The sequence below is a fragment of the Amycolatopsis sp. NPDC005961 genome, from assembly GCF_040629235.1.
GTDB lineage: Bacteria > Actinomycetota > Actinomycetes > Mycobacteriales > Pseudonocardiaceae > Amycolatopsis > Amycolatopsis camponoti.
Window position 1 is genome coordinate 1 of record NZ_JBEXVF010000004.1, and the last position, 21,575, is coordinate 21,575.

Consider the following 21,575-nt stretch of genomic DNA (forward strand, 5'->3'; position numbering starts at 1 on the left):
CATCGACCGGTTCCCCGGCGGTGGCGGTCACGGGACGGTTCGTGGCGTCGGTGGCGGTGACCTTCGCGGTGGCGGTGAAGTCTTCCGGGCTCGCGAGCAGCAGCGCGACGACGGCCAGCAGCACTCTCACTGGCGCTGCCACAAGGCAGGCGTGTTCGGCGGCTCCCAGCCCGCGATCGCCGTGTGCGGCTGGAGGCAGCGGTAGCTCACCCCGTTGTAGGTGACCACGTCGCCGGCCTTGTACGCCGTTCCGGCCGCCCACGTGCCACTCGACGGCGGCGTGGTCGGGGTCGTCGTCGGCGGGCGGGTCGTCGTCGGGGGCGGGGTCGTGGTGGTCGGCGGCGGGGTTCCGCCACCGCCGATCTGGAGGTCGACGCAGCTGTAGAACGCGTTGGCCGTGTCGGAGATGTTCCAGATCGCCAGCACCTTCACCCGGCCGGAATAGCCGGACAGGTTGACCGTGTGCTGAACCGTCGCCGGTGGCTGCTGGTTGTTGCCGTTGAACGACGCCACGAGCGTGTTGCCGACGTAATAGTCGTAGCTCTTCGTGGCGTGCCGGGCGGTGAACACCCAGTTGAAGGTCACCGACGTGCCGACGGACTTGGCCGGCCAGGGCTTCGACTCGTCGGTCAGCTCGGCGAACTGCGTCAGCCCGGCGTTGCAGCTGCGCAGGCCCTTGGGACCTTCGACGCTCTGGGGTTCGTAGACGATCTGGCCGCAGTTCGGGACCTTCCCGGCCGCGCAGTTGGCCTGCCGGCTGGGCGGATCGGAGATGTACCCGTGGGCACTCGCGGAGGTGGCGGGGAGGACGACGACCAGCACCGGGGCGAGGAGAGCACCGGCTGCGGCCGCGAAGAGCTTTCGCTTCAGGGTCATTTCGGCTCCTCGAGGGGGAACGGCGGTGTTCCGGAGGGAGGAAGAACGAGCACGTCCGGGGAAGACGTGGTCTAGACCATAAAGCGATTCGGGCACAACGGTCAATCAACTACAGCCGTTCAGCAGAAACGCTAGCCCGCTCGGCTCAGTGCGAAGGTCGGGCCGGTTGCTGCAGGTGTTCGCCGAAGAAAGACGTCACTCGGCGCCACGCGTCTTCGGACGCCTCGTGGTGGTAGGTGAACCCGACGACCTTGAGCAGCAGGTTCAACGGCGGCGCGACCTCGACCTTGTTGGCGAACCCGTGGCTCGCCCCCTCGTACTCCTTGACGTCGTGCGGGATCTGACGCTCGGTGAGCGCCGTCTCGAGCTTCGCCGCCGCGCCGCGCAGCGAGAAGTCCTTCTTGCCGAAGCTCCCGACGATCGGGCACGCGTCGTCGAGGACCGACAGGTTCTTCGGTAGCTGCCCGTAGTACGGCGCCGACGCCTCGAAGCCGCGCGACGCCGCGACGAGCGCGAAGCCGCCGCCCATGCAGAACCCGGCGATGCCGACCCGGCCCGAGCAGTCCGCGCGGCCCGCCAGGAGCGCGCGCGACGCCTCGATGTCGTCGAACGACCGGCCCTGGTTCGCGAACATGTCCGAGAACACGCGGCGCACGCACCGTCGGAAGCCGCCGCGCGAGTACAGGTCGGGGCTCAGCGCGAGGTAGCCCTCGGCGGCGAAGCGGTCGGTGATGTTCTTCGTGTCCTGGCTCAGCCCGAACGCGTCGTGGATGAGCACCACGCCCGGGTGTGGTCCCTCGCCCGCGGGCTCCGCCAGGTAGCCGCCGATGGTTCCGTCCGAAACCGGAATAGTCGTCTCCATATAGGCGAAGATAGCGCGGCGGCCCGCTGAGCGGTCCTCAGTCCAGGGTGAACGGGTCGAAGCGGATGCGTTCGAGCTCGATTCCGGCGGTCAGCAGCTTCGCGATCGTCGCCCGGATCATCTCGGGCGAACCGGACACGAGGATGTCGTGGTCCTTCCAGCCGCCGCGCTGGGTCACCGCGTGGGCGAGCGTGCCGCGGTCGCCGCCCGGGATCGCGCCCTCCTCGGTCACCGGGGTGACCGTCAGCCACTTCGACACCGCGGTCAGCCGCCGGAGGTCGTCCAGCGCGTACAGGTCCTCGGGTCTTCTGCCGCCGAAGAACAGGTGCACCGGCGGGTTGCGCTTCCAGTGCGCGAGATCGTCGAGGATCGAGACGAACGGGGTGACCCCGGTCCCGCCGGCGATCATCAGCAGCCGCTTCCTCGTGGCGGTCGGGCGCACGTTGAGCGTGCCCATCGCCGGCCCGAGCCGCCACGTGTCCCCCGGCTTGGTGTGGTTGACGATGGCGCCGCTGACCCAGCCGCCGGGCACCGCCCGCACGTGGAAGGTCATCCGGCCGTCGCCGCGCGGCGCGGTCGCCGGGGAGAGGTAACGCCACATCCGCGGCCGCTGCGGCACCTCGACGCTCACGTAGCTGCCGGCCCGGAACGGCAGGAGCCCTTCGGTCTGCACCCGGACCATCGCGACGTCGCGGGACAGCTTGCGGTGGTCGAGCACCCGCGCCGACCACGACGCCGGCCCGGTCTCGGCCTGCGCGGCCTCGCGCATGGTCTTGGCGATGAGCCCGTACGCCGTCGTCCACGCGGACTCCACCTCGGGCGTCCACTTCTGCTTGAGGAACCGTTTCAGCGCGGCCAGCAGCGCGACGCCGACGGCGTCGTAGTGGCGGGAGACGACGGCGAACTTGCGGTGGTCGCGGCCCAGCTGCCCGAGGAAGGTGATCAGCTCGTCGGGCCGGTCGACCATCTGCACCACGTACACGAGCGCGCGCAGCAGCCGGCTGCGCTGGCTCGCCATGGTGACCGGGAACAGATCGCGGCAATCCGGTGCGACCACGAACAACACGCCGTAGAAGTACTGCGCGACTTCGTCGGCTTTCGGTTCGATCTCCGCGAAACTTTCACGAATCAGCCGTGCTTGTTCGCGACCTTCCACTGTGGAAACGGGGAGGTTCTTGGGCGGTGCGGAGATCTTCACGGATTCAGCAGTCATCGGGAACGGTAATCTCCAGTCGTGCAAAGGCTTTTCTGCGCCGTGCATGTGGCGACGCTGTGGCGGTGCCGCCCCCGAGGGTTTCCGACTGTATGCGAATTCCCGTGCAGATGCGCGTGATTCCGCGCGGTCCGCTCGAACGGACCAATTTCGCCACACCGGGTAAACCCCGTCTGGCGCTACGTAAAAACGATCACCCCGAAGATATACGCGACTCGCGTAACAATTCTCGTCGTTCGTTCGATTTGTGCACCGGACCGGTGCGACCGAAATAGGAGGTGCTAGTCGATCGTGAACGGGTCGTACTGGATCTGGTCCAGCGCACTGCCCGCGACCAGCATGCGCGACACCGTCGCGCGGATCATCGCCGGCGAGCCGGAGACGAGGATGTCGTGGTCGGGCCAGGCGCCGTAGCGCGTGACGGCCTCGGCGAGCGTGCCCTGCTCGAAGCCGGGGACGTCGCCGCCGCGCTCCACGACCGGCGTCACGTGCAGCCAGGGGTTGACGGACGCGAGCGAGCGCAGTTCCTCGAGGTCGTAGAGGTCCTCGCGAGCCGGGCCGCCGTAGAACAGCCAGGTCTTCGGGTTTTCGCCCCACAGTGCGAGGTGGTCGAGGATCGACCGCAGTGGCGCGACACCCGTCCCGCCCGCGATCATCAACACGCCCCGCGACGATTCGCGGTCGACCGCCATCCGGCCGAGGGGCGGGCCGAGCCGCCAGACGTCACCGGGCTGGGTGTGGCTGACTATCGCCCTGGACACCCAGCCGCCGTCGATGGCGCGGACGTGGAACTCGATGCCGCCGTCCTCGCGCGGCGCGTTCGCCGGTGAGAGGTAGCGCCACAGCCGCGGCCGCTGCGGGACTTCGACGCTCACGTACTGGCCGGGGTGGTAGGGGACGGGCTGGTCGGGCACGAGGCGCACCAGCGCGAGGTCCCAGGTCAGCCGCCGGTGCTCGACCACGGTGGCCTGCCAGGCCGGCGGGTTCGTGTCGGAGGCGGCCGCGTCCTGCATGGCCCGCGCCGCGATGGTGAACGCCTCGGCCCAGGCCCGTTCGACCTCGGGTGTCCACTCGCGGCCGAGGTGGTTCTTGAGCGACGCGAGCAGCGCGGTGCCGACGGCTTCGTAGTGCCGCGGGACCACGCCGAACTTGCGGTGGTCGCGGCCCAGCTGGCGCAGGAACGGCGCGAGGTCGTCGGGCCGGTCCACCATCTGCACGATGTGCACCAGCGCGCGCACCAGCCGGCCGCGCTGGATCTCCATGTTGATCGGGAAGAAGTCGCGCGTGGTCGGGGCGAGGGTGAACAGCATCCCGTAGAAGAACTGGGAGATGTCCGCGATGTACGGCTCGGACTTCGCCCAGCTGTCGCGGATGAGCCCGACCATCGCGACGACGGCGGCGGGGGCTTCACGCGGCGACGAAGACCTCGGGAGCGGGCTGACCGAGTCGGCGGTCATGGGTGGGGGCCGCCTCCTGGATCCATCGCCACTGCTTGCACCTCGGTCACTCGTCGGGACCGCGCGCGCGGTCCGTCCGCAGGGTAGCCGCCGGGCGCCCTTTTGCCCGCATTGTTGCTCCGACCGGGTGTATTACCCCCGGTCGGAGCGTGGGCGACCTCACCGGGGTGATCCTTGCTCGCGCAAGCGATTGCCAATAAACTTGTATTGCACAAGTATTAGCTCTTGGGGGTTCCGGGTGCCCGGGGCGGCGCCCCGGTGCAGCAGCAGGGAGGGTCCGATGGGCTTCGACGACACCGACGACGACGTCCGGGTCGAGCTCATGCGTGAGCTGAAGACCGCGTCGCAGCTTCAGCACGCCTGGGTCATGCAGGCCTGGCAGGACCAGCCGGGGTTGCACCCGGCGGCCGCGATGCTGCTGTCCGACCTCGCGAAGAACGGCGAAGCCAGGCCGTCCGAGCTGGCCAAGCGCCGGTTCGTCGACCTGTCGGTGGTGAGCAGGCAGATCACGCAGCTGTCCGCCGCCGGGCTGGTCGACCGCCGTCCCGCGCCCGAAGACGGCCGTGCGTCCCTGGTGAGCGTGTCCGAGAAGGGCCGGGAGGAGCTCGCCCGCTGGCGGGCCAACTACCTCGAGTTCATGGAGACGGCGCTCGGCGGCTGGGACGACGAGCGCGTCACCGACCTCATCGGCCGGCTCGCGGAGATGAACGCCGACCTGCGCCGCGCGCTCGGCAGTGCCGCGTACCTGGCTGACACGACCAAGTGACTCCTGGCCAAGCGGTAACACCGGGAGTTGCATTTTGCACGCGGGAAAGTGTCCGTTCGGTCCTGACTTGGCGGTGCGCCACAGGGTTAACGTCGTCAGGTGACGCGTAGCCGGGTCGTACTGCTGTGCGCGCTGGGGATCGACAACTTCGGCTCAGGTCTGGTCCTCCCCTTGGCGCTGGTCTACGTGACGCAGGTGGTCGGCGTGCCGCTCGCGGTGGCGGGCACGGCCGTCACGCTCGGAACCGTCGGCGGGCTCTTCGTGCCGCCGCTGGCCGGCCGTCTCGTGGACCGCGTCGGGCCGCGCGTCGTCGTCATCGGGGCACAGTTGCTGCAGGCCGCCGGCGCGGGCGCGTACCTGCTCGCCGACGGCGTGGGCCCGGTCGTGGTCGCCGCCGTCCTGCTCTCCACCGGCCAGCAGCTGTTCTACAGCTCCCTGTTCGTGCTCATCGCCGACGTCGCGGGCGACGTCCCGAAGGATCGGCCGTTCGCCGAGGTGGGGATGGTGCGGGCCGGCTGCTTCGGCCTCGGTGGTCTCGTCGCGGGGACGGTGCTGACGTGGCTCGGTGCGGGCGGCTACCCGATCTTGCTCGTCCTCGACGTCGCGACGTTCGTCGTGGCCGCCGCGATCCTCGCCGTGTTCGTCCAGTCGGCGCGACCGCACCGCCAGGACGGCGAGCGGTCGGCCCGGGTGCTGCGCGACCGCCCGTACCTCGCCTTGATCCTCTTCAGTGGCCTCTTCGGGCTTTCGCTCGACTTCTTCCTGATCGGCACGCCGGTGTTCGTGCTCGACCGGCTGCACGGCCCGGCCTGGCTGCCCGGCGCGATCCTCGCGCTGCTGACCGTGCTGACGAGCGTCGGCGGCACGCTGGCGCTGCGGCTCACCGCCCACCTGAGCCGGATCACGGCGATGCGCGCGGGCTCGGCGCTGTTCGCCGCGTGGTGCCTGGTCAGCCTCGGCGTGCTGCTCGTGCCCGAGGGCTGGCGGGTGGCGTACTTGCTGGTGTCGACGCTGATCTTCGCCGCCGGTGACCTGGTCTTCGGGCCGCGTTCGGGTGCTCTCGCCGAGGCCGCGGCACCTCCGGTGGCCCGCGGCCGTTATCTCGCTGCGTACCAGTACGCGTTCACCGTGGCGCAGGTCCTCGCGCCCGCCGTGGTGGCGTTGTTCTCGGTCGCCGACTGGTTACCCTGGGTGCTGGTCGGGGCGTGCGCCGGTCTTGCCGTGGCCGGCCTGGGGATGCTCGGCTCGCGGTTGCCGGCGGACGCCGTCGCACCCGGTCAGAGTTGAGCGGAACAGACTCAAGTTTTCGTGCGTTAGGGATAGTGTCAGGTCACGGTCAGGCCTGCCACCAGGACTTTTGAAGTATTCGAGCATGAGGTGAGGGATGGACGCTTTCAACCCGACCACGAAGACCCAGCAGGCGATCTCGTCCGCGGCACAGGCGGCCACCATGGCCGGCAACCCGCACGTGTCGGCCGCCCATCTGCTGGGCGCCCTGCTGGCGCAGGGTGAGGGGCTGACCGCACCGCTGCTGACCGCGGTCGGGGCCGACCCGGGGGTGGTGCACAAGGAGCTCGAGCCGCTCATCGCGGCGCTGCCGTCCGCGACCGGCGCGACGGTGTCGAGCCCGCAGTTCGACACTTTCGCCGTGAAGTCGCTGACGCACGCGCAGAAGCTGGCGACCGAGCTGGGCGACGAGTACGTCTCGACCGAGCACCTGCTCGTCGGGCTCGCGACCGAAGGCGGCCAGGTGGCCGACCTGCTCAAGCGCCACGGCGCGACGCCGGACGCGCTGCGCGAGGCGTTCGTCAAGGTCCGCGGCTCCGCCCGGATCACCAGCGAGGACCCGGAGAGCACGTTCAAGGCGCTCGAGAAGTACGGCGTCGACCTGACCGCGCGCGCCCGCGCCGGCGAGCTCGACCCGGTCATCGGCCGGGACACCGAGATCCGCCGCGTCGTGCAGGTGCTGTCGCGGCGCACGAAGAACAACCCGGTCCTGATCGGCGAGCCGGGCGTCGGCAAGACGGCCATCGTCGAAGGGCTGGCCCAGCGCATCGTCGCCGGGGACGTGCCGGAGTCGCTGCGCGGCAAGCGCGTCGTCGCCCTCGACCTCGGGTCGATGGTGGCCGGCGCGAAGTTCCGCGGCGAGTTCGAGGAGCGGCTGAAGGCCGTGCTCAAGGAGATCACCGACTCCGCGGGCGAGGTCGTCACCTTCATCGACGAGCTGCACACCATCGTCGGCGCCGGTGCCACCGGTGAAGGCGCGATGGACGCCGGCAACATGATCAAGCCGATGCTCGCCCGCGGCGAGCTGCGGATGGTCGGCGCGACCACGCTCGACGAGTACCGCCAGCACATCGAGAAGGACGCCGCCCTGGAGCGGCGCTTCCAGCAGGTGCTGGTCGGCGAGCCGTCGCCGGAGGACACGATCGCGATCCTGCGCGGGCTCAAGGAGCGTTACGAGGTACACCACGGTGTCCGGATCACGGACGCCGCGCTGGTCGCCGCCGCGACGCTGTCCGACCGCTACATCACCGCGCGCTTCCTGCCGGACAAGGCCATCGACCTGGTCGACGAGGCCGCGTCCAAGCTGCGCATGGAGATCGACTCGCGGCCGGTGGAGATCGACGAGGTCGAGCGGGCCGTCCGTCGCCTCGAGATCGAGGAGATGGCGCTCGCCAAGGAAAGCGACGCGGCTTCGAAGGACCGGCTCAACGCGTTGCGCGCGGAGCTTGCCGAGAAGCGCGAGACGCTGACCGCGCTGACCGCGCGCTGGCAGAACGAGAAGGGCTCCATCGAGAAGGTCCGCGAGCTCAAGGAGCAGCTGGAGCAGCTGCGCGGCGAGTCCGAACGCGCCGAGCGTGACGGCGACCTGGGCAAGGCCGCCGAGCTGCGCTACGGCCGGATCCCGGCGCTGGAGAAGGAGTTCGAAGCGGCCACGGCGGCGAGCGAGGCCAGCCAGCAGAACGTGATGCTCAAGGAAGAGGTCGGCGCGGACGACGTCGCCGACGTCGTGGCCGCGTGGACCGGCATCCCGGCGGGCCGGCTGCTCGAAGGTGAGACCGGCAAGCTGCTCCGGATGGAAGAGGAGCTGGGCCGGCGCGTCATCGGGCAGCAGGAGGCCGTGCAGGTCGTCGCGGACGCGGTGCGCCGCAGCCGGGCCGGCGTCGCCGACCCCGACCGCCCGACCGGCTCGTTCCTGTTCCTCGGCCCGACCGGCGTCGGCAAGACCGAGCTGGCGAAGGCGCTGGCCGAGTTCCTGTTCGACGACGAGCGCGCGATCCAGCGCATCGACATGAGCGAGTACGCCGAGAAGCACTCGGTGGCGCGCCTGGTCGGTGCCCCGCCGGGCTACGTCGGCTACGACCAGGGCGGCCAGCTGACCGAGGCCGTCCGGCGCCGGCCGTACTCGGTGGTGCTGCTCGACGAGGTGGAGAAGGCCCACCCGGACGTCTTCGACGTGCTGCTGCAGGTCCTCGACGACGGGCGGCTGACCGACGGCCAGGGCCGGACGGTCGACTTCCGGAACACCATCCTGATCCTGACCTCGAACCTCGGTTCGCAGGCGATCGCCGACCCGTCGCTCGACGAACGCCAGCGGCGGGACGCGGTGCTGAACGTGGTGCAGCGGCAGTTCAAGCCGGAGTTCCTCAACCGGCTCGACGACATCGTCGTGTTCCACTCGCTCGGCACCGAGCAGCTGACGTCCATTGTGGACATCCAGGTGGCGCGGCTGGCCGCGCGGCTGGCCCAGCGCCGGCTGAACCTGGAGGTCACCGACGGCGCCCGCGAGTGGCTCGCGCTCAACGGCTTCGACCCGATCTACGGCGCCCGCCCGCTCCGGCGGCTGGTCCAGTCGGCGATCGGCGACAAGCTGGCGAAGGAGCTGCTGTCCGGCGAGGTCCGCGACGGCGACACGGTGCGTGTCGACATCCCGGAGCTGGAAGCCGGGGACTCGCTGACCGTCACCCGCGTCTGATTCACCAGGCCAACCGGCGCTCGTCTTCCCAGACGGCGCCGGTTGGCCCGTTTTCGTCCACAGTGGCCAGCCGGATGGCCACCTCGGCGCCTTCTTCGGGCGTGCGGCTGCCGCGAAAGCCGTTGAAGTCGGTGGCGACGTGGCCCGGCGCGGCCCCGTTCACCTTGATGTTCGTGCCCGCGAGCTCCCGTGCGTAGTGGACGGTCAGCGCGTTGAGCGCGGTCTTCGAAGACGAGTAGGGCATCGACGGCTGCCCCGCCCAAGCGCCGTCTTCGCCGATCGAGCCGCGCTTGCTGGTCACGTTCACGATCCGGCCCGCGGGCGAGCGCCGCAGCAGCGGCAGGAACGCGTTCGTCACACGGACGACGGCGAACACGTTCGTTTCGTAGACCAGCCGGAACGCCTCGGCGGTCTCCTCCGAGGGCTTCCCGTAACCGCCCGAGTTGATCCCGGCGTTGTTGACCAGGACGTCCAGCTCTCCGATCTCCCGCACCGCGTTTTCGACGTCCTCATCGGAAAGGACGTCGAGCCGCACGAACCGCGCGCCGATCTCCGCGGCGGCGGCTTCGCCGCGTCGTTCGTCCCGCGCTCCCGAGTAGACGGTGAAGCCCCGTCGGACGAGCCCGGCCGCGATCGCCTTGCCGATGCCCTTGTTCCCGCCCGTCACCAATGCTGTTGTCATGACAACACCGTACGCCGCAGGTTGTTGTCATGACAACACCGACGTAGAGTTGTCCGGTGGACCGGCTGAGCAAGGACGACCTGGCGCTGTGGCACGCGTGGAAGCGAGCGGCCGAAACCGTGCGCGCGCGAGTCGTCGAAGACGTCGCCGCGGCGACCGGACTGTCCGATCCGGACTTCGGGGTGCTCACCCGCGTTGCCGAGGACGGGCGTGGCCGGTTGCGGCAGAACCAGCTCGCCGACTCGATGGGCTGGCACCGCAGCCGCTTGTCGCACCACCTGTCGCGGATGGAGCAGCGGGGCCTCGTCACCCGGCGGCCCGTCGACGGCGGCGTCGAAGTGCTCATCACCGACGCCGGTCGCGCGGAGGTCGCCCGCGCGCGGCCGGTGCACGCCGCCGCCGTGCGGGCTCACCTGGTCGAACCGCTGGGGGCCGCCGACCGCGCCACGTTCCTCGCCTGCCTTGCAGCCCTGACTGAATCGCGCGGTTAAGCGATTTGTCGACCCGAAAACGGGAATTGGCCCGAACGGGCCCGGCGACACGGGTACCGGCGATCATCTCTTCGGCGTAGCAGGCGATACCCTGCACGTCGTGGGTATTCCGGCGTGGATCTGGTTCGTCATCGCGGCCGTCGCCCTGGTGGCGGGCCTCGGGCTGCTCGCTGCCGATCGGGCGAAGGAGGGCTCGCGCAACCGCGAGCGCATGCGCTGGGCGCAGTTGCGCGGCTGGCAGTTCGTCGAGGAGGACGAACGGCTGCCGCAGCAGTGGTCCAACGGCGCGATCGGCTACTTCGGCGCGGACGCCGCCGTGAACGTCGTCGCGGGGTCGACCTTCACCTCCGACGGCCGCCGTCCGGTGTTCATCTTCGACATCGAGTCCGAGGGGCAGATCCCGGCCGTCGTCGTCGCCGTGCGCTGCAACAAGAAGCACCGGATCCCGATCGAGATGTGGCTGTCCAGCGTGCCGTTCCAGCGCGCCGACATGCCCGAGATGCTCGGCCCGATCGGCTCGCGCTACGCCTTCGCCGACGACGCCGACGGCGCCCGCGCGGTGATCACCCAGGAGCTCGTCGACGCCGCGGACCAGCTCGGCGGCGACGTCGGCGTGGCGTGGCTCGAGGCCGAGTGGGTGCTCGCCAGCGTCGTCCCGACGGCCGGCCCGTCCCGGCTCGAGCGGCTGCTCCGGGATCTGGGCGAGATCGCGGACATCGTCGACCCGTTCGACGAGGACTACGACGCGGGCCGCCACCAGGCGAGCGCGCCCATCCCGTCCGTCGGCGGCACCCCGGCGACCCCGCCGACCCCGGCCGCCGGCATTCCGGTGCAGCAGCCGCCCGCGGACCCGCAGAACAACTAGAAGCCGAGCACCGGCTGGTCGAGCACGCTGAGCGACCCGCGCATCGACGTCGTGCCGCCCTGGACGTGGACGACGTGGTCTACTCCGAGGTCGCCGCTGAACGAGCCCGATGTCGTCTTGACCAGGCCGGAGGCCGGGCTCAGCTGGCCGCCCAGCTCGTGCGCCTGACCCACGTCGAGGTCGCCGGCGAAGCTGCCGACGGCGTGCACCTCGGACGTCGTGCCGACCGCGCCCAGCTGCCCGAGGTCGACGGCTTGCCCGGACGACCGGCGCGCGGCGATCCCGCCGGTGAGGTCGCCCGTGAACAGCCCGGCGTCGAGCTGCTCCGCGTTCTCGCTCAGGACGTCGACACCCTTGGCGAGCCAGACGCCCTGGTGTCCCCGCTCGAGGGCGCCCGCGCGGTCGCCGCGGGTGGCGACGGCCTCCGTGAGGTCGGACGCGAGCCGGGCGTCCCCGAGCTGTTTGACGACGACGTCGCGACGGCTCGCGGAGAGCGTGTCGCCGTCGTTGTCGAGCGTCGTGGTGTGCCGGTGGTCGATCGGCAGGGTCAGTTCGGCCGGGGCCGCGAGTGCCACCGCGGGGGCCGCGAACAGGAGAGCCACGGGTGCCGCGCCGGCGGCGACCCTGGGCAGGTAGCCGCTCTTGCGCCTGCTGTGCTTACCCATGGGCGGGACGATAGCCCGGGGCCCAAAAGACTGCATCCGGAGGCCCTGACCTGTGGGTATCGTTCACTCACATGACCACCACCGCTCTTATAACCGGTGCCACCGCGGGCATCGGCGCGCAGTTCGCGCGCACGCTCGCCGCCGAGAAGTACGACCTGGTCCTCGTCGCGCGCGACACCAAGCGCTTGGAGGCCTATGCCGCTGAGCTGCGGGAAAAGCACGGCGTCGCCGTCGAGGTGCTGCCCGCCGACCTGTCCGAAGTGGACGGACGGACGGCGGTCGAGGAGCGGCTCGCCGCCGGGCCGGTCGACCTGCTGGTGAACAACGCCGGGTTCGGGCTGAACGGCGACTTCTGGACGATCCCGCCCGACGCGCTGCAACGCCAGCTCGACGTCAACGTCACGGCCGTGCTGAGGCTGACCCGGGCCGTGCTGCCCGGCATGATCGAGCGCGGGCACGGCGAGATCATCCAGGTCAGCAGCGTCGCGGGGTTCTTCAGCGGCCGCGGTTCGACGTACACCGCCAGCAAGAACTGGGTCACGTCGTTCACCGAAGGCATCGCCGCGTCGCTGCCGAAGGGCGTCCGGATGATGGCGCTCTGCCCCGGGTTCACCGCGACCGAGTTCCACCAGCGGGCCGGCATCGGCAAGCCGGGCCCGAAAATCGCCTGGCTGGGTGTCGAACAGGTGGTCGGCGAAGCACTCGCGGACCTGCGCCGCGGCAAGGTGATCTCGGTGCCGAGCCTGCAGTACAAGGCCGTCGTCGCGATCGGCGGGCTGCTGCCACGCGCGGTGCTGCGCCGGATCAGCGGCGGCTTCGGCGGCAAGGGCCGCACCTGAGTAGGGCTGTCCCCACCCCCAAGACGCACGTGCGCACCAGGGTGATCGAAGGGCTGTCTCCCTAGCGTTCTCGGCATGACGAATGAGGCGGTGCGGCTCGAGGCCGTGCGCAAGGAGTACGACGGCGTGGTCGCGCTGGACGGGGTCTCGATCTCGTTCCCGCGCGGCGGCTTCACCGCGGTGATGGGCCCGTCCGGGTCGGGCAAGAGCACGTTCCTGCACTGCGCGGCCGGGCTCGACCGGCCGACGTCGGGCCGCGTCGTGCTCGACGGCCAGGACCTCGACGGCAAGAGCGAGACATACCTGACGAAGCTGCGCCGCGACCGCGTCGGGTTCGTCTTCCAGGCGTTCAACCTGCTCTCGGCGCTCACCGTCGAGCAGAACGTCGTGCTGCCGCTGCAGCTGGCCGGGAAGCGCCCGGACAAGCGGCTCGTGGCGCGGATCCTCTCGCACGTCGGGCTCGACGGGCGTCGCAAGCACCTGCCCGGGCAGCTCTCCGGCGGGCAGCAGCAGCGCGTCGCGATCGCGCGGGCCCTGGTCACCGACCCGGCCGTGCTGTTCGCCGACGAGCCGACCGGCGCGCTCGACACCCGCACCGCCGCCGACGTGCTCGGCCTGCTGCGCGACTCCGTCCGGACGTCGGGCCAGACGGTGATCATGGTGACGCACGACCCCGTCGCCGCCTCCTACGCCGACGAGGTCGTGTTCCTGGCCGACGGCCGGATCGCCGGGCGGCTCGCACGGCCGACCGCGGAAGCCGTCGCCGAGCGGATGACCCACCTCGGGGCGTGGGACCGGGTGACGGCGTGATGTTCAAGCTCGCGATGCGGACGCTGCGCCTGCGCAAGGGCGGCTTCCTGGCGACGTTCGTCGCCGTGTTCTTCGGCGCGCTGATCGTCTCGGCGTGCGGTGGCCTGATGGAGACCGGCATCCGGTCCGAGACGCCGGTGCAGCGGCTGGCCGCGGCGCCGATCGTCGTCGGCGGGCAGCAAACGCTTGCGGTGCCCGAAGAGGACCCGGCGACCCTGGACCCCGAGGACAAGCACAAGGTCAAGAACGCGACCCTGCCCGAGCGCGTCCGCGTCGACGCGGCTTTGGCCGGCCGCCTGCGCGCGGTCCCCGGCGTCACGAACGTCGTCGGCGAAGTCAGCTTCCCGGTGCAGCTCGGCACGGCGAGCGCGCTCGGGCACGCGTGGGATTCCGCCGCCTTGACGCCGTACGCGTTGACGGGCGAAGCGCCGAAGCCGGGTGAAGTGGTTGTTGACGCCGACATGGGGATCGCCGCCGGAACCACTCTGCCCGTCGCGGCGCACGGCACCATCGCTCAGTACCGCGTGTCCGGCGTCGCGAAGGCGCCCCGGTCCATGCGGGACTCGGCGCTGTTCTTCGCGGCTTCGGACGCGGAAAAGCTCTCGGGACACCCTGGGCAGTTCGACGCGATCGGCGTCTTCGGCGGTGACGTCGCCGCGGTGTCGGCGGTGGTCGGGGACGCCGGGGTCGTGACGACCGGCGCCGACCGCGGTGCCCTGGAGTTCCCCGAGGTGACCAAGAGCGGCGAGAACCTGATCGTGCTGGCCGCCGTCTCGGGCGGGCTGTCGGCGATGGTCATGGTGTTCGTCGTCGCGGGCACGCTCACGTTGTCGACGCAGCAGCGCCTGCGCGAACTCGCGCTGCTGCGGGCGATCGGCACGACCCCGCGCCAGCTGCGGCGGATGGTGCTCGGCGAGGCGCTGGTCGTCGGCGTCCTGGCGGTCGCCGTCGCGGTCGTGCTCGGCCCGGTGCTCGGGAACTGGCTGTTCGGCGAGCTCGCGGCCCACCACGTCGTGCCGGACGTGCTGGAGTACGAGCAGGGCTGGCTCCCGGCGACGGTCGCCGCGGGCGCGTCGCTGCTGGCCGTCATCGCCGCGTCCTTCGTCGCCGGCCGTCGTGCGTCGAAGGTCCGGCCGACCGAGGCACTGGCGGAAGCTTTGGTCGAACGGCGCTGGCTGACGCCGATCCGGGTGATCACCGCGATCCTGTGCTTCGCGGGCGGGACGGCGCTGGCCATCGTCACGGTCGCCGTGATGACCGGCCCGGTCGCGGCCAGTACGGCCGGCCCCGCGGTGATGCTGTGGGCGTTCGGGCTCGCGGCGATCAGCCCCGGCGTCACCAAGGTGACGGCGATGCTGCTGAGCTGGCCGGTCCGGGCCCTCAGCGGCGTCACCGGCCGGGTCGCGCTGCTCAACACCCGCGTCGGCGCGGTCCGGACGGCGGGCGCGGTCACCCCGATCATGCTCGCGGTCGGCATCGCGACCGCCAACATCTACCTGCAGACCACCCAGGAAGCCGTCTCGAACCAGGCGTACACCGAGGACCTGCGGGCGGACGCGGTCGTCGCCGGGCCGGGCGGGCTGGACCCGTCGGTGCTCGGCCGGGTCGCCGCGGTCCCGGGCGTCGCCAGTGCGTCGGAGTACGTCACCAGCACGGTGTTCGTCGAAAAGCCGTTCGATTCGACGTCCGGTGACGACGGCTGGCCCGCGCTCGGCGTCAGCGAGCTGACCGGGAACGCCGTCGAGGTACCGGAGAAGCTCGGCCGCCACGTCGGCGACACGCTGTCGCTGCGGCTCGGCGACGGCGCGCGGGTGGACGTGCGGGTGGCCGCCGTGGTGAGCCAGCGCGCCGGGTTCGAACGGCTCGTGCTGCCGGCGTCACTGCTGGCTCCGCACACGACGCTCGGGCTCGCGCCGCAGCTGCTGGTGCGGGCGGGCGAAGGTGTCGACACGGCGACGCTGACTTCGCGGCTTCGCGAGGCGACAGCCGGGTTGCCGGTGGCTGTCGGCGACCGGGACGCGCTCATCGCGGCGCACGCGAAGGGCAACGAGATCGGCGCGTGGGTCAACTACCTGCTCGTCGGGATGATCATCGCGTACACCGTGATTTCGGTCGTGAACACGCTCGTGATGGCGACGGCCAAGCGGCGCCGGGAGTTCGGGCTGCAGCGGCTCAGCGGGTTCACCCGCGGCCAGGTGCTGCGGATGGCCGGCGTCGAAGGCGGGCTGATCGCGACCATCGCGGTCCTGCTCGGGACGCTCGTCGCGGCGGGCTCGATCGTGCCGTTCTGCCTGGTGGTGAGCGGATCGGTGCTGCCGTCCGGTCCACTGGCGATCTACCTGGTGGTGCTGGCGATCGCCGTGGTCCTCTCGCTCGTCGCGATCCTCGTCCCGGCCTGGGCGGCGACGCGCGGGCGTGCGGTCGACGCCACATCCATCGGTGAGTGAGAACGGTCGTGTGTAAGACTCTCGGCCGTGGCGAACCCCGGGTTGGATCAAGCGGCGAAACTCGAACTGGCCAGGCTGGTCACCGATCTTTCCGTGGTGCACGGAAAAGTGACCCTGGCGTCCGGCAAGGAAGCCGACTACTACATCGACCTCCGGCGCGCGACGCTGCACCACGCGGCCGCGCCGCTGATCGGCAAGCTGCTGCGCCAGCTCACCGCGGACTGGGACTACGTCGCCGCGGGCGGGCTGACGCTCGGTGCCGACCCGGTCGCGCTGGCGATGCTGCACTCCGCGGCGACCGACGGGGTCGTGCTCGACGCGTTCGTCGTCCGGAAGTCCGTCAAGGAACACGGCATGCAGCGCCGCATCGAGGGCATGGAGGTCCGGGGGCAGCGCGTGCTGGCGGTGGAGGACACCTCCACGACCGGCGGCAGCGTGCTCGAGGCGGTCGCGGCCCTGCGGGAAGCGGGCGCGAACGTGATCGGCGTCGTGACGGTCGTCGACCGCGACACCGGCGCGCGCGAGGCCATCGAAAAGGAAGGCCTCGAGTACCGGTACGTCCTCGGCAAGGACGACCTCGGCCTGGACTGACCGGCCGGCCGGGGACCGCCGCGGCGGTCCCCGGCTCCGGGCTCACTTCTTGAAGAGGTCCTTCGCGGCGTCCTTCACGTTCTCGACCGCACCCTTCAGCCCGGCCTTCGCCTGGTCGGCCTGACCCTCGGCCTGCAGCTGCTCGTCGCCGGTGGCGGACCCGGCCGCCTCCTTGGCCTTGCCGCCCAGCTCCTCGGCCTTGTTGCTGATCTTGTCGCCCAGCGACATGGGGCACCTCCCGGTTCGGCGGCACCCCGGTGGGATGCCTTGGTGCCGTGAAGACCACCGAGGCGCGTGATCGTCACGGACTCGCCCGGGTGACTCGGGTCACCGACAATCGACGCGTGACGTTTTCCGCCCGCCGGTGTCTTCTGGGAGAGGAGGTGCCGTGACGACCAGCGCGGAGCCGGTGACGCCGCTCGACGACGTGACCCTTGTCGGGCGCGCGAAGGACGGCGATGTCCAGGCGTACGAGCAGCTCGTGCTGCGCTACCAGGGGCCGATGTTCCGGCTCGCCGTCAAGATGCTCGCCCACCGCGGCGACGCGGAAGATGTCGTGCAGGAGGTGTTCCTCAACGCCTGGCGCAAGCTCGACCAGCTCGGCGAGGACGCGGCGTTCGTCGGCTGGCTCTACCGGGCCACGACGAACCGCTGCCTCAACGCGATCCGGGCGCGCAAGCCCCAGGCGGACGTCGACCTGGACACCGCCGAGTCGCCACGGGTGGACCTCCAGCCGGAGCGGGCCGCCCAGGTCAGCGGCCAGCTCGCGGCGTTGAACGCGGCGCTGGCGCAGCTGACGCCGGAACAGAGAGCGTGCTGGCTGCTGCGCGAAGTGCACGGCCGGTCCTACGACGAAATCGGCGAAGTCGTCGGCGCGAACGCGACCGCGGTCCGCGGCCGGATCGCGCGGGCCCGGGCCCAGCTGGCGGAGGTGATGAAGCCATGGCGATGACGGACTACGAACTACCCTGCGAACGCGATGTCGAGCAGGTGTGGGAGCGGCTCGACGCGGTCGGCGCCGGGCAGGCCGACGAGCACGAGCTGACCTGCCCGCACTGCCGGGCCGCGCGCGAAAGCCTGCTGGCCCTGCGCGAGGCCACCGCGGAACTGGTGGCCGACGACGACCTGCCGCCCGCCCTGTTCGGCCGGATCATGTCGGCGGTGCGGGCCGAGGTGCGGCGCGGCTCGATGGTGGCGCTGCCGACCCCGGAACCGGGGGTCGTCGAGATCAGCGAACAGGCCGTGGCCGCGGTGCTGCGGTACGCGGCGGACACGGTCGGCGGCGTCCGGGCGCGACGCTGCCGGGTGCGAACCGCCGAGAACGGCGTCGTGGAGGTCGAACTCACCCTCGCGGTGAGTCTGCGGAACGTCACCGGCGGTGAAGCGTTGGCGCTGGTGCGGGAGCGGGTGACGACGGCGGCCGCGGCCCGCGTGGGGCTGACGCTGGCGAAGCTCGACCTGCTGGTCGACGACATCTTCGAGGAAGTCACTGTCGAGGAAGACACTGCCGGGGAGCCAGGGGAATGAGCGTGGACTACGTCATCGCCGATCCGGTGATCGCCAGCGTGGCGGCCAGGGCGGCGATCGGGACGCCGGGCGTGGTGCGGCTCGAACCGGGCCTGCGCGGCCTGGTGACGGCGTGGACGCGGGCCGCCCGCCAGCGCTGGAAGGGCCTCGACCCGGCGCCGGCCGACGGCGTCCGGGTCCGCACGGCGGACGGCCGGGTGAGCGTCGAGATCGACCTGGTCACGGCCTCGGCCGACCAGGCCGCGGCGGTGGGCCGGGCCGTCCAGCGCGCGGTCGGGCGGTTCGTGACCGAGCAGACCGGCTTGGTCGTCGACCGGGTTTCGGTGTCCATCATGGACATCGAGGGCCGGTGACCGGGTCCGAAGCCGTCGAGAAGATCGTCGGCGCCCTCGCGGCGGTGGACGGCCTCCGGCCGGCGACCCCGGTTTCCCCCGAGACGACGTGGCTGCCGGTCGACTGGGCCGGCCTGGCGGTCGACCTGTCGGCGGAGGTCGTCCAGATCCGCCTGATCGCGACGCGGCTGCCGATTCCGCCGCTGCTCGACCAGGCCGCGGCGGCGGTGCGGCCGATCCTGGCGGGCACGGAGTGGGCGGACGCGCGGCTGCGGCTGGTGGTCACCGACCTCGACGGCGCGGCGTTCGCGAGACCCACGTCACAGTGATCCCTTCCCGTCCCGCGGGTCCTTGGCGACGAAGAGCCTGGGGCTCAGGACATTCAGGGAGGAACTCCATGACCGTGACCGCCGAAGACACCGTGACCGACGTCCTCGTCACGAAGCAGGGCACGACCACGATCGCCGACACCGTGGTGCGGAAGATCGCCGGCCTCGCCGCGCGCGAGGTCAGCGGCGTGCACGACCTCGGGGGTGGCGCGGCGCGGGCGTTCGGCTCGCTGCGCGACCGCATCCCGGGCGCGTCGGCCAGCGCCGGCCAAGGCGTCTCGGTCGAGGTCGGGGAGAAGCAGGCGGCCGTCGACCTGCAGATCCTCGTCGAGTACGGCGTCGCCATCGCCGACCTCGCGCGGTCGGTGCGCCGCAACGTCGTCACCTCGATCGAGCAGATGACCGGGCTGCAGGTCGTCGAGGTCAACATCAACGTCAGCGACGTCCACCTGCCCGGCGACGACGAGCCCGCGCCGAGTGATCGGGTGCGCTGACCCCGCCCGGCGTACCGTCGGGAGCATGGACGAGCCGTCGAAGCCCGACGAGCCACCGGAGCGGCCGGGGCACGCGCCGCCGTGGAAGAAACCGCCCGAGCAGTACCCGCACGAGGAGCCCACGAAATACCCGGCGAAACGCCCACCGGAATTCCCACCGGGTGTAACGCCTCCGTCACCGCCCAGGTGAACGGGTTGCTCCGGTGGGTTAAACATCACACGCCGGGGCATTCTCAGGGGCGGCCGAACTCGATCAGCGGAGTAAAGTCGCTGGTAGGGGGACGGTGAAGGGGGCGTGTGGTGGCGAAGTTCCTGGCGGATGTGACTGTCGCGGTACACCTTTTGGCCTTGCTTCTGATCGGTTTCGGCGGATTTGTCGCCTGGCGCTGGCCAAAGCTGATCTTCGTGCACATGCTCGCCGTCGCCTGGGGAATCCTGGTCAACGTCGCCCCGGTGCCGTGCCCGTTCACCGCGCTGGAGAACTTCTTCCGCCACCAGCAGGGTCTCGGTGACCTGCCCGGCGGGTTCAACGCCTACTACCTCTACGGCACGGTGTTCCCCCAGTCGTGGCTGCCGGCCATCGGTGTCGTCGCGATCTCGGTGGTCATCTACTCCTACGTCGGCGTCTACCACCGCTGGCGTCACCACGCGGAGGACGCCCGGACGCACCAGGTGCGCCTGGGCTAGGCGACAATCGGGGGGTGAGCACCTCCCCCGACGCCGGACCCACCGAGTGGGTGAGCCGCGAAGAGGTCGGCGTCGGCCCGTGGCCGGGTGACTGGCCCACGGACGAGCGGTACGACCCCGACCTGCTGCGCGACGGCGATCGCCGCAACGTCGTCGACGCCTACCGCTACTGGCGCCGTGAGGCGATCGTGTCCGATGTGGACCGCCGGCGGCACCCCTTCCACGTCGCGATCGAGAACTTCCAGCACGACCACAACATCGGCACCGTGGTCCGCACGGCGAACGCCTTCGCGGCGGCGGAGGTCCACATCGTCGGCCGCCGCCGCTGGAACCGCCGCGGCGCGATGGTGACCGACCGCTACCAGCACCTCCGCCACCACGACGACGTCTCCGGGCTGGTCTCGTTCGCGGCCGAGCACGGCTTGGCGGTGGTGGCGGTCGACAACACCCCGGGGTCCGAGCCGGTGGAGACGGCGTCGCTGCCGCGCGAGTGCGTGCTGGTGTTCGGCCAGGAGGGTCCGGGCTTGTCCGAGGGCACGCAGGAAGCGGCGTCCCTGGTGGTGTCGATCGCCCAGTTCGGGACGACGCGCTCGATCAACGCGGGCGTCGCGGCCGGGATCGTCATGCACGCCTGGGTCCGGCAGCACGCCGACCTGTCGACGGCCTGGTAGTCAGAGCCCCCATCCCCAGCGCAGCTGCACTACGCCGGACGCGTTGTTCGTGGCCAGCCCGCTGCCGCTCTGCCGCGTGATCGAGTAGGTGTCCCCCGAGCGCAGGCCGGGCCAGTAGACGACGCCCAGCTGCCGTGACCTCGCCAGGTCGGTGGTGGCGGCGAAGTACGCGGTGAAGGTGTTGCCGTCCTGGTGGCCCGCGGAGTAGTCCAGGCCGGTCGTCATCGGGGCGCCGGCCTCGTCGATGACCGTGCGCGAGGAGTACGACCCGAGCCGGTTGCTCAGGTTCGCGGTCCACGCCGAGCGGGTCGTGTCCGAGGCCCAGAAGCCGTAGAAGTGCAGGGACAGCAGCGTTCCGCTCAACGCGCTCGCCGCGCCGACGCCGGTGACGTTGTCGTTGTAGCCGGTGCCGCTGATCAGCACCCGGCCGCGCGGGATGGCCGAGTGCCGGGACAGCCAGGTCGAGCAGAGCGACACCCAGGAGTTCAGGCTGTAGCCGAACGGCTCGTTCATCGGCTCGAAGTAGACGTTCCCGTTGCCGCCGTAGTCGCCGGTGACCTTGTCCCACATGGTGTTCCACGCGGTGACGTCGTCGACGAACCCGTCCTTGTTCGCTTCCCAGTACCCGAAGATGACCTTCATGCCGTGGGCCAACGCGGAGTCGGCGGCGCCCTTGTACCGCGCCCACCAGTCCGAATTCACGCTCTGCGGGTTGATCGGCAGCCGCACGGTGTTCGCGCCGAGCTGCTGCTGGAAGCCGGTGATGATGCCGTCCGCCTTGGTGCGGACGACGTCGTAGCTGTCACCGGCGGTGAGACCGGTCGGGATGACCCAGCCGTCCACGTAGTTGTCGCGGGCGTCGGCCCAGTTCACGCCGCGGAAGGCGTTCGTCGCGGCGGACGCCGGCGGGACCGTGAGCAGGGGCGCGGTGAGCACGGCGAGCAGGAGGACACGCAGGCAGCGACGAAGGCAGGTCATGCGAACTCCGATGT

General features: G+C 70.9%; 24 protein-coding genes. 16 read left to right on the plus strand and 8 right to left on the minus strand.

Translation table 11 applies throughout. The annotated features are described in order from the left end of the window. Nucleotides 1-126: 126 nt before the first annotated feature. From ABZ342_RS04710 to ABZ342_RS04725, 4 genes are all read right to left on the minus strand, one after another. Nucleotides 127-876 (minus strand): lytic polysaccharide monooxygenase, encoded by a 750-nt coding sequence (locus ABZ342_RS04710; protein ID WP_360468754.1) that lies wholly within the window; start codon nt 874-876, stop codon nt 127-129. Nucleotides 877-1,021: 145 nt separating this feature from the next. Further along, the gene (locus ABZ342_RS04715; protein WP_155548120.1) at nt 1,022-1,738 is read right to left on the minus strand and encodes a dienelactone hydrolase family protein; all 717 of its coding nucleotides are present in this window, start codon (nt 1,736-1,738) and stop codon (nt 1,022-1,024) included. Nucleotides 1,739-1,775: 37 nt separating this feature from the next. Further along, a complete protein-coding gene (locus ABZ342_RS04720) occupies nt 1,776-2,951 on the minus strand; it encodes a globin domain-containing protein (RefSeq protein WP_155548119.1) in 1,176 nt (391 codons plus the stop codon). Between the two features lie 281 nt (nt 2,952-3,232). Then, complete coding sequence (locus ABZ342_RS04725; RefSeq protein WP_196425797.1) at nt 3,233-4,408, minus strand: globin domain-containing protein; 1,176 nt, start codon at nt 4,406-4,408, stop codon at nt 3,233-3,235. Between the two features lie 280 nt (nt 4,409-4,688). Between ABZ342_RS04725 and ABZ342_RS04730 the strand changes: the two genes are divergently transcribed. The 3 genes from ABZ342_RS04730 to clpB all read left to right on the plus strand — a co-directional run bounded on the left by ABZ342_RS04730 (nt 4,689) and on the right by clpB (nt 9,153). Beyond that, on the plus strand, nt 4,689-5,174 hold the full coding sequence (locus tag ABZ342_RS04730; RefSeq protein WP_360468757.1) for a MarR family winged helix-turn-helix transcriptional regulator: 486 nt from the start codon (nt 4,689-4,691) through the stop codon (nt 5,172-5,174). Between the two features lie 99 nt (nt 5,175-5,273). Continuing rightward, nucleotides 5,274-6,461 carry an MFS transporter gene (locus ABZ342_RS04735; RefSeq protein WP_360468759.1) on the plus strand — a complete coding sequence of 396 codons (1,188 nt, stop codon included), beginning with the start codon at nt 5,274-5,276 and terminating at the stop codon, nt 6,459-6,461. A gap of 97 nt (nt 6,462-6,558) precedes the next feature. After that, nucleotides 6,559-9,153, plus strand: coding sequence for an ATP-dependent chaperone ClpB (gene clpB / locus ABZ342_RS04740; protein WP_360468761.1), 2,595 nt, complete (start codon nt 6,559-6,561; stop codon nt 9,151-9,153). A gap of 1 nt (nt 9,154) precedes the next feature. Here the strand turns inward: clpB and ABZ342_RS04745 are convergent, their stop codons facing one another. Further along, nucleotides 9,155-9,835, minus strand: coding sequence for an SDR family NAD(P)-dependent oxidoreductase (locus ABZ342_RS04745; protein WP_360468763.1), 681 nt, complete (start codon nt 9,833-9,835; stop codon nt 9,155-9,157). Nucleotides 9,836-9,891: 56 nt separating this feature from the next. On the opposite strand from ABZ342_RS04745, the gene ABZ342_RS04750 reads away from it, so the two are divergent. Both ABZ342_RS04750 and ABZ342_RS04755 read left to right on the plus strand, forming a co-directional pair. Further along, nucleotides 9,892-10,326 carry a MarR family winged helix-turn-helix transcriptional regulator gene (locus tag ABZ342_RS04750; protein WP_360468765.1) on the plus strand — a complete coding sequence of 145 codons (435 nt, stop codon included), beginning with the start codon at nt 9,892-9,894 and terminating at the stop codon, nt 10,324-10,326. Between the two features lie 100 nt (nt 10,327-10,426). Then, the gene (locus ABZ342_RS04755) at nt 10,427-11,191 is read left to right on the plus strand and encodes a hypothetical protein (RefSeq protein WP_360468767.1); all 765 of its coding nucleotides are present in this window, start codon (nt 10,427-10,429) and stop codon (nt 11,189-11,191) included. On the opposite strand, the gene ABZ342_RS04760 is transcribed toward ABZ342_RS04755, so the two are convergent. Then, entirely contained in the window at nt 11,188-11,856 is a 669-nt protein-coding gene (locus ABZ342_RS04760; RefSeq protein ID WP_360468769.1) for a hypothetical protein, read from the minus strand. The two genes, ABZ342_RS04755 and ABZ342_RS04760, sit on opposite strands and share 4 nt — an antisense overlap. Before the next feature lie 71 nt (nt 11,857-11,927). Between ABZ342_RS04760 and ABZ342_RS04765 the strand changes: the two genes are divergently transcribed. The 4 genes from ABZ342_RS04765 to pyrE all read left to right on the plus strand — a co-directional run bounded on the left by ABZ342_RS04765 (nt 11,928) and on the right by pyrE (nt 16,543). Next, entirely contained in the window at nt 11,928-12,695 is a 768-nt protein-coding gene (locus ABZ342_RS04765; protein WP_360468771.1) for an SDR family oxidoreductase, read from the plus strand. Between the two features lie 75 nt (nt 12,696-12,770). Then, on the plus strand, nt 12,771-13,505 hold the full coding sequence (locus tag ABZ342_RS04770; protein WP_196425796.1) for an ABC transporter ATP-binding protein: 735 nt from the start codon (nt 12,771-12,773) through the stop codon (nt 13,503-13,505). Then, nucleotides 13,505-15,952 (plus strand): FtsX-like permease family protein, encoded by a 2,448-nt coding sequence (locus ABZ342_RS04775; protein ID WP_360469217.1) that lies wholly within the window; start codon nt 13,505-13,507, stop codon nt 15,950-15,952. Before ABZ342_RS04770 ends, ABZ342_RS04775 begins: the two co-directional genes overlap by 1 nt. A gap of 27 nt (nt 15,953-15,979) precedes the next feature. After that, nucleotides 15,980-16,543, plus strand: a complete 564-nt coding sequence (gene pyrE, locus ABZ342_RS04780; RefSeq protein ID WP_086671745.1) for an orotate phosphoribosyltransferase — start codon at nt 15,980-15,982, stop codon at nt 16,541-16,543. Nucleotides 16,544-16,585: 42 nt separating this feature from the next. Here the strand turns inward: pyrE and ABZ342_RS04785 are convergent, their stop codons facing one another. Continuing rightward, nucleotides 16,586-16,771 (minus strand): CsbD family protein, encoded by a 186-nt coding sequence (locus ABZ342_RS04785; RefSeq protein ID WP_155548112.1) that lies wholly within the window; start codon nt 16,769-16,771, stop codon nt 16,586-16,588. 160 nt (nt 16,772-16,931) lie between these two features. On the opposite strand from ABZ342_RS04785, the gene ABZ342_RS04790 reads away from it, so the two are divergent. From ABZ342_RS04790 to ABZ342_RS04820, 7 genes are all read left to right on the plus strand, one after another. Further along, complete coding sequence (locus ABZ342_RS04790; protein ID WP_360468774.1) at nt 16,932-17,495, plus strand: RNA polymerase sigma factor; 564 nt, start codon at nt 16,932-16,934, stop codon at nt 17,493-17,495. Next, the gene (locus tag ABZ342_RS04795) at nt 17,486-18,070 is read left to right on the plus strand and encodes an Asp23/Gls24 family envelope stress response protein (RefSeq protein WP_360468776.1); all 585 of its coding nucleotides are present in this window, start codon (nt 17,486-17,488) and stop codon (nt 18,068-18,070) included. Before ABZ342_RS04790 ends, ABZ342_RS04795 begins: the two co-directional genes overlap by 10 nt. Then, nucleotides 18,067-18,423: an Asp23/Gls24 family envelope stress response protein gene (locus ABZ342_RS04800; RefSeq protein WP_155548109.1), complete on the plus strand. Its 357-nt coding sequence runs from the start codon at nt 18,067-18,069 to the stop codon at nt 18,421-18,423. Before ABZ342_RS04795 ends, ABZ342_RS04800 begins: the two co-directional genes overlap by 4 nt. Beyond that, complete coding sequence (locus ABZ342_RS04805; RefSeq protein WP_155548108.1) at nt 18,420-18,731, plus strand: hypothetical protein; 312 nt, start codon at nt 18,420-18,422, stop codon at nt 18,729-18,731. The genes ABZ342_RS04800 and ABZ342_RS04805 overlap by 4 nt, the downstream gene beginning before the upstream one ends. 68 nt (nt 18,732-18,799) lie before the next feature. After that, entirely contained in the window at nt 18,800-19,225 is a 426-nt protein-coding gene (locus ABZ342_RS04810) for an Asp23/Gls24 family envelope stress response protein (RefSeq protein ID WP_155548107.1), read from the plus strand. A gap of 300 nt (nt 19,226-19,525) precedes the next feature. Next, nucleotides 19,526-19,912, plus strand: a complete 387-nt coding sequence (locus tag ABZ342_RS04815) for a DUF2784 domain-containing protein (protein ID WP_155548106.1) — start codon at nt 19,526-19,528, stop codon at nt 19,910-19,912. Nucleotides 19,913-19,926: 14 nt separating this feature from the next. Next, nucleotides 19,927-20,583, plus strand: coding sequence for an RNA methyltransferase (locus ABZ342_RS04820; RefSeq protein ID WP_155548105.1), 657 nt, complete (start codon nt 19,927-19,929; stop codon nt 20,581-20,583). On the opposite strand, the gene ABZ342_RS04825 is transcribed toward ABZ342_RS04820, so the two are convergent. Continuing rightward, complete coding sequence (locus tag ABZ342_RS04825) at nt 20,584-21,561, minus strand: cellulase family glycosylhydrolase (RefSeq protein WP_360468779.1); 978 nt, start codon at nt 21,559-21,561, stop codon at nt 20,584-20,586. Nucleotides 21,562-21,575 lie beyond the last annotated feature (14 nt).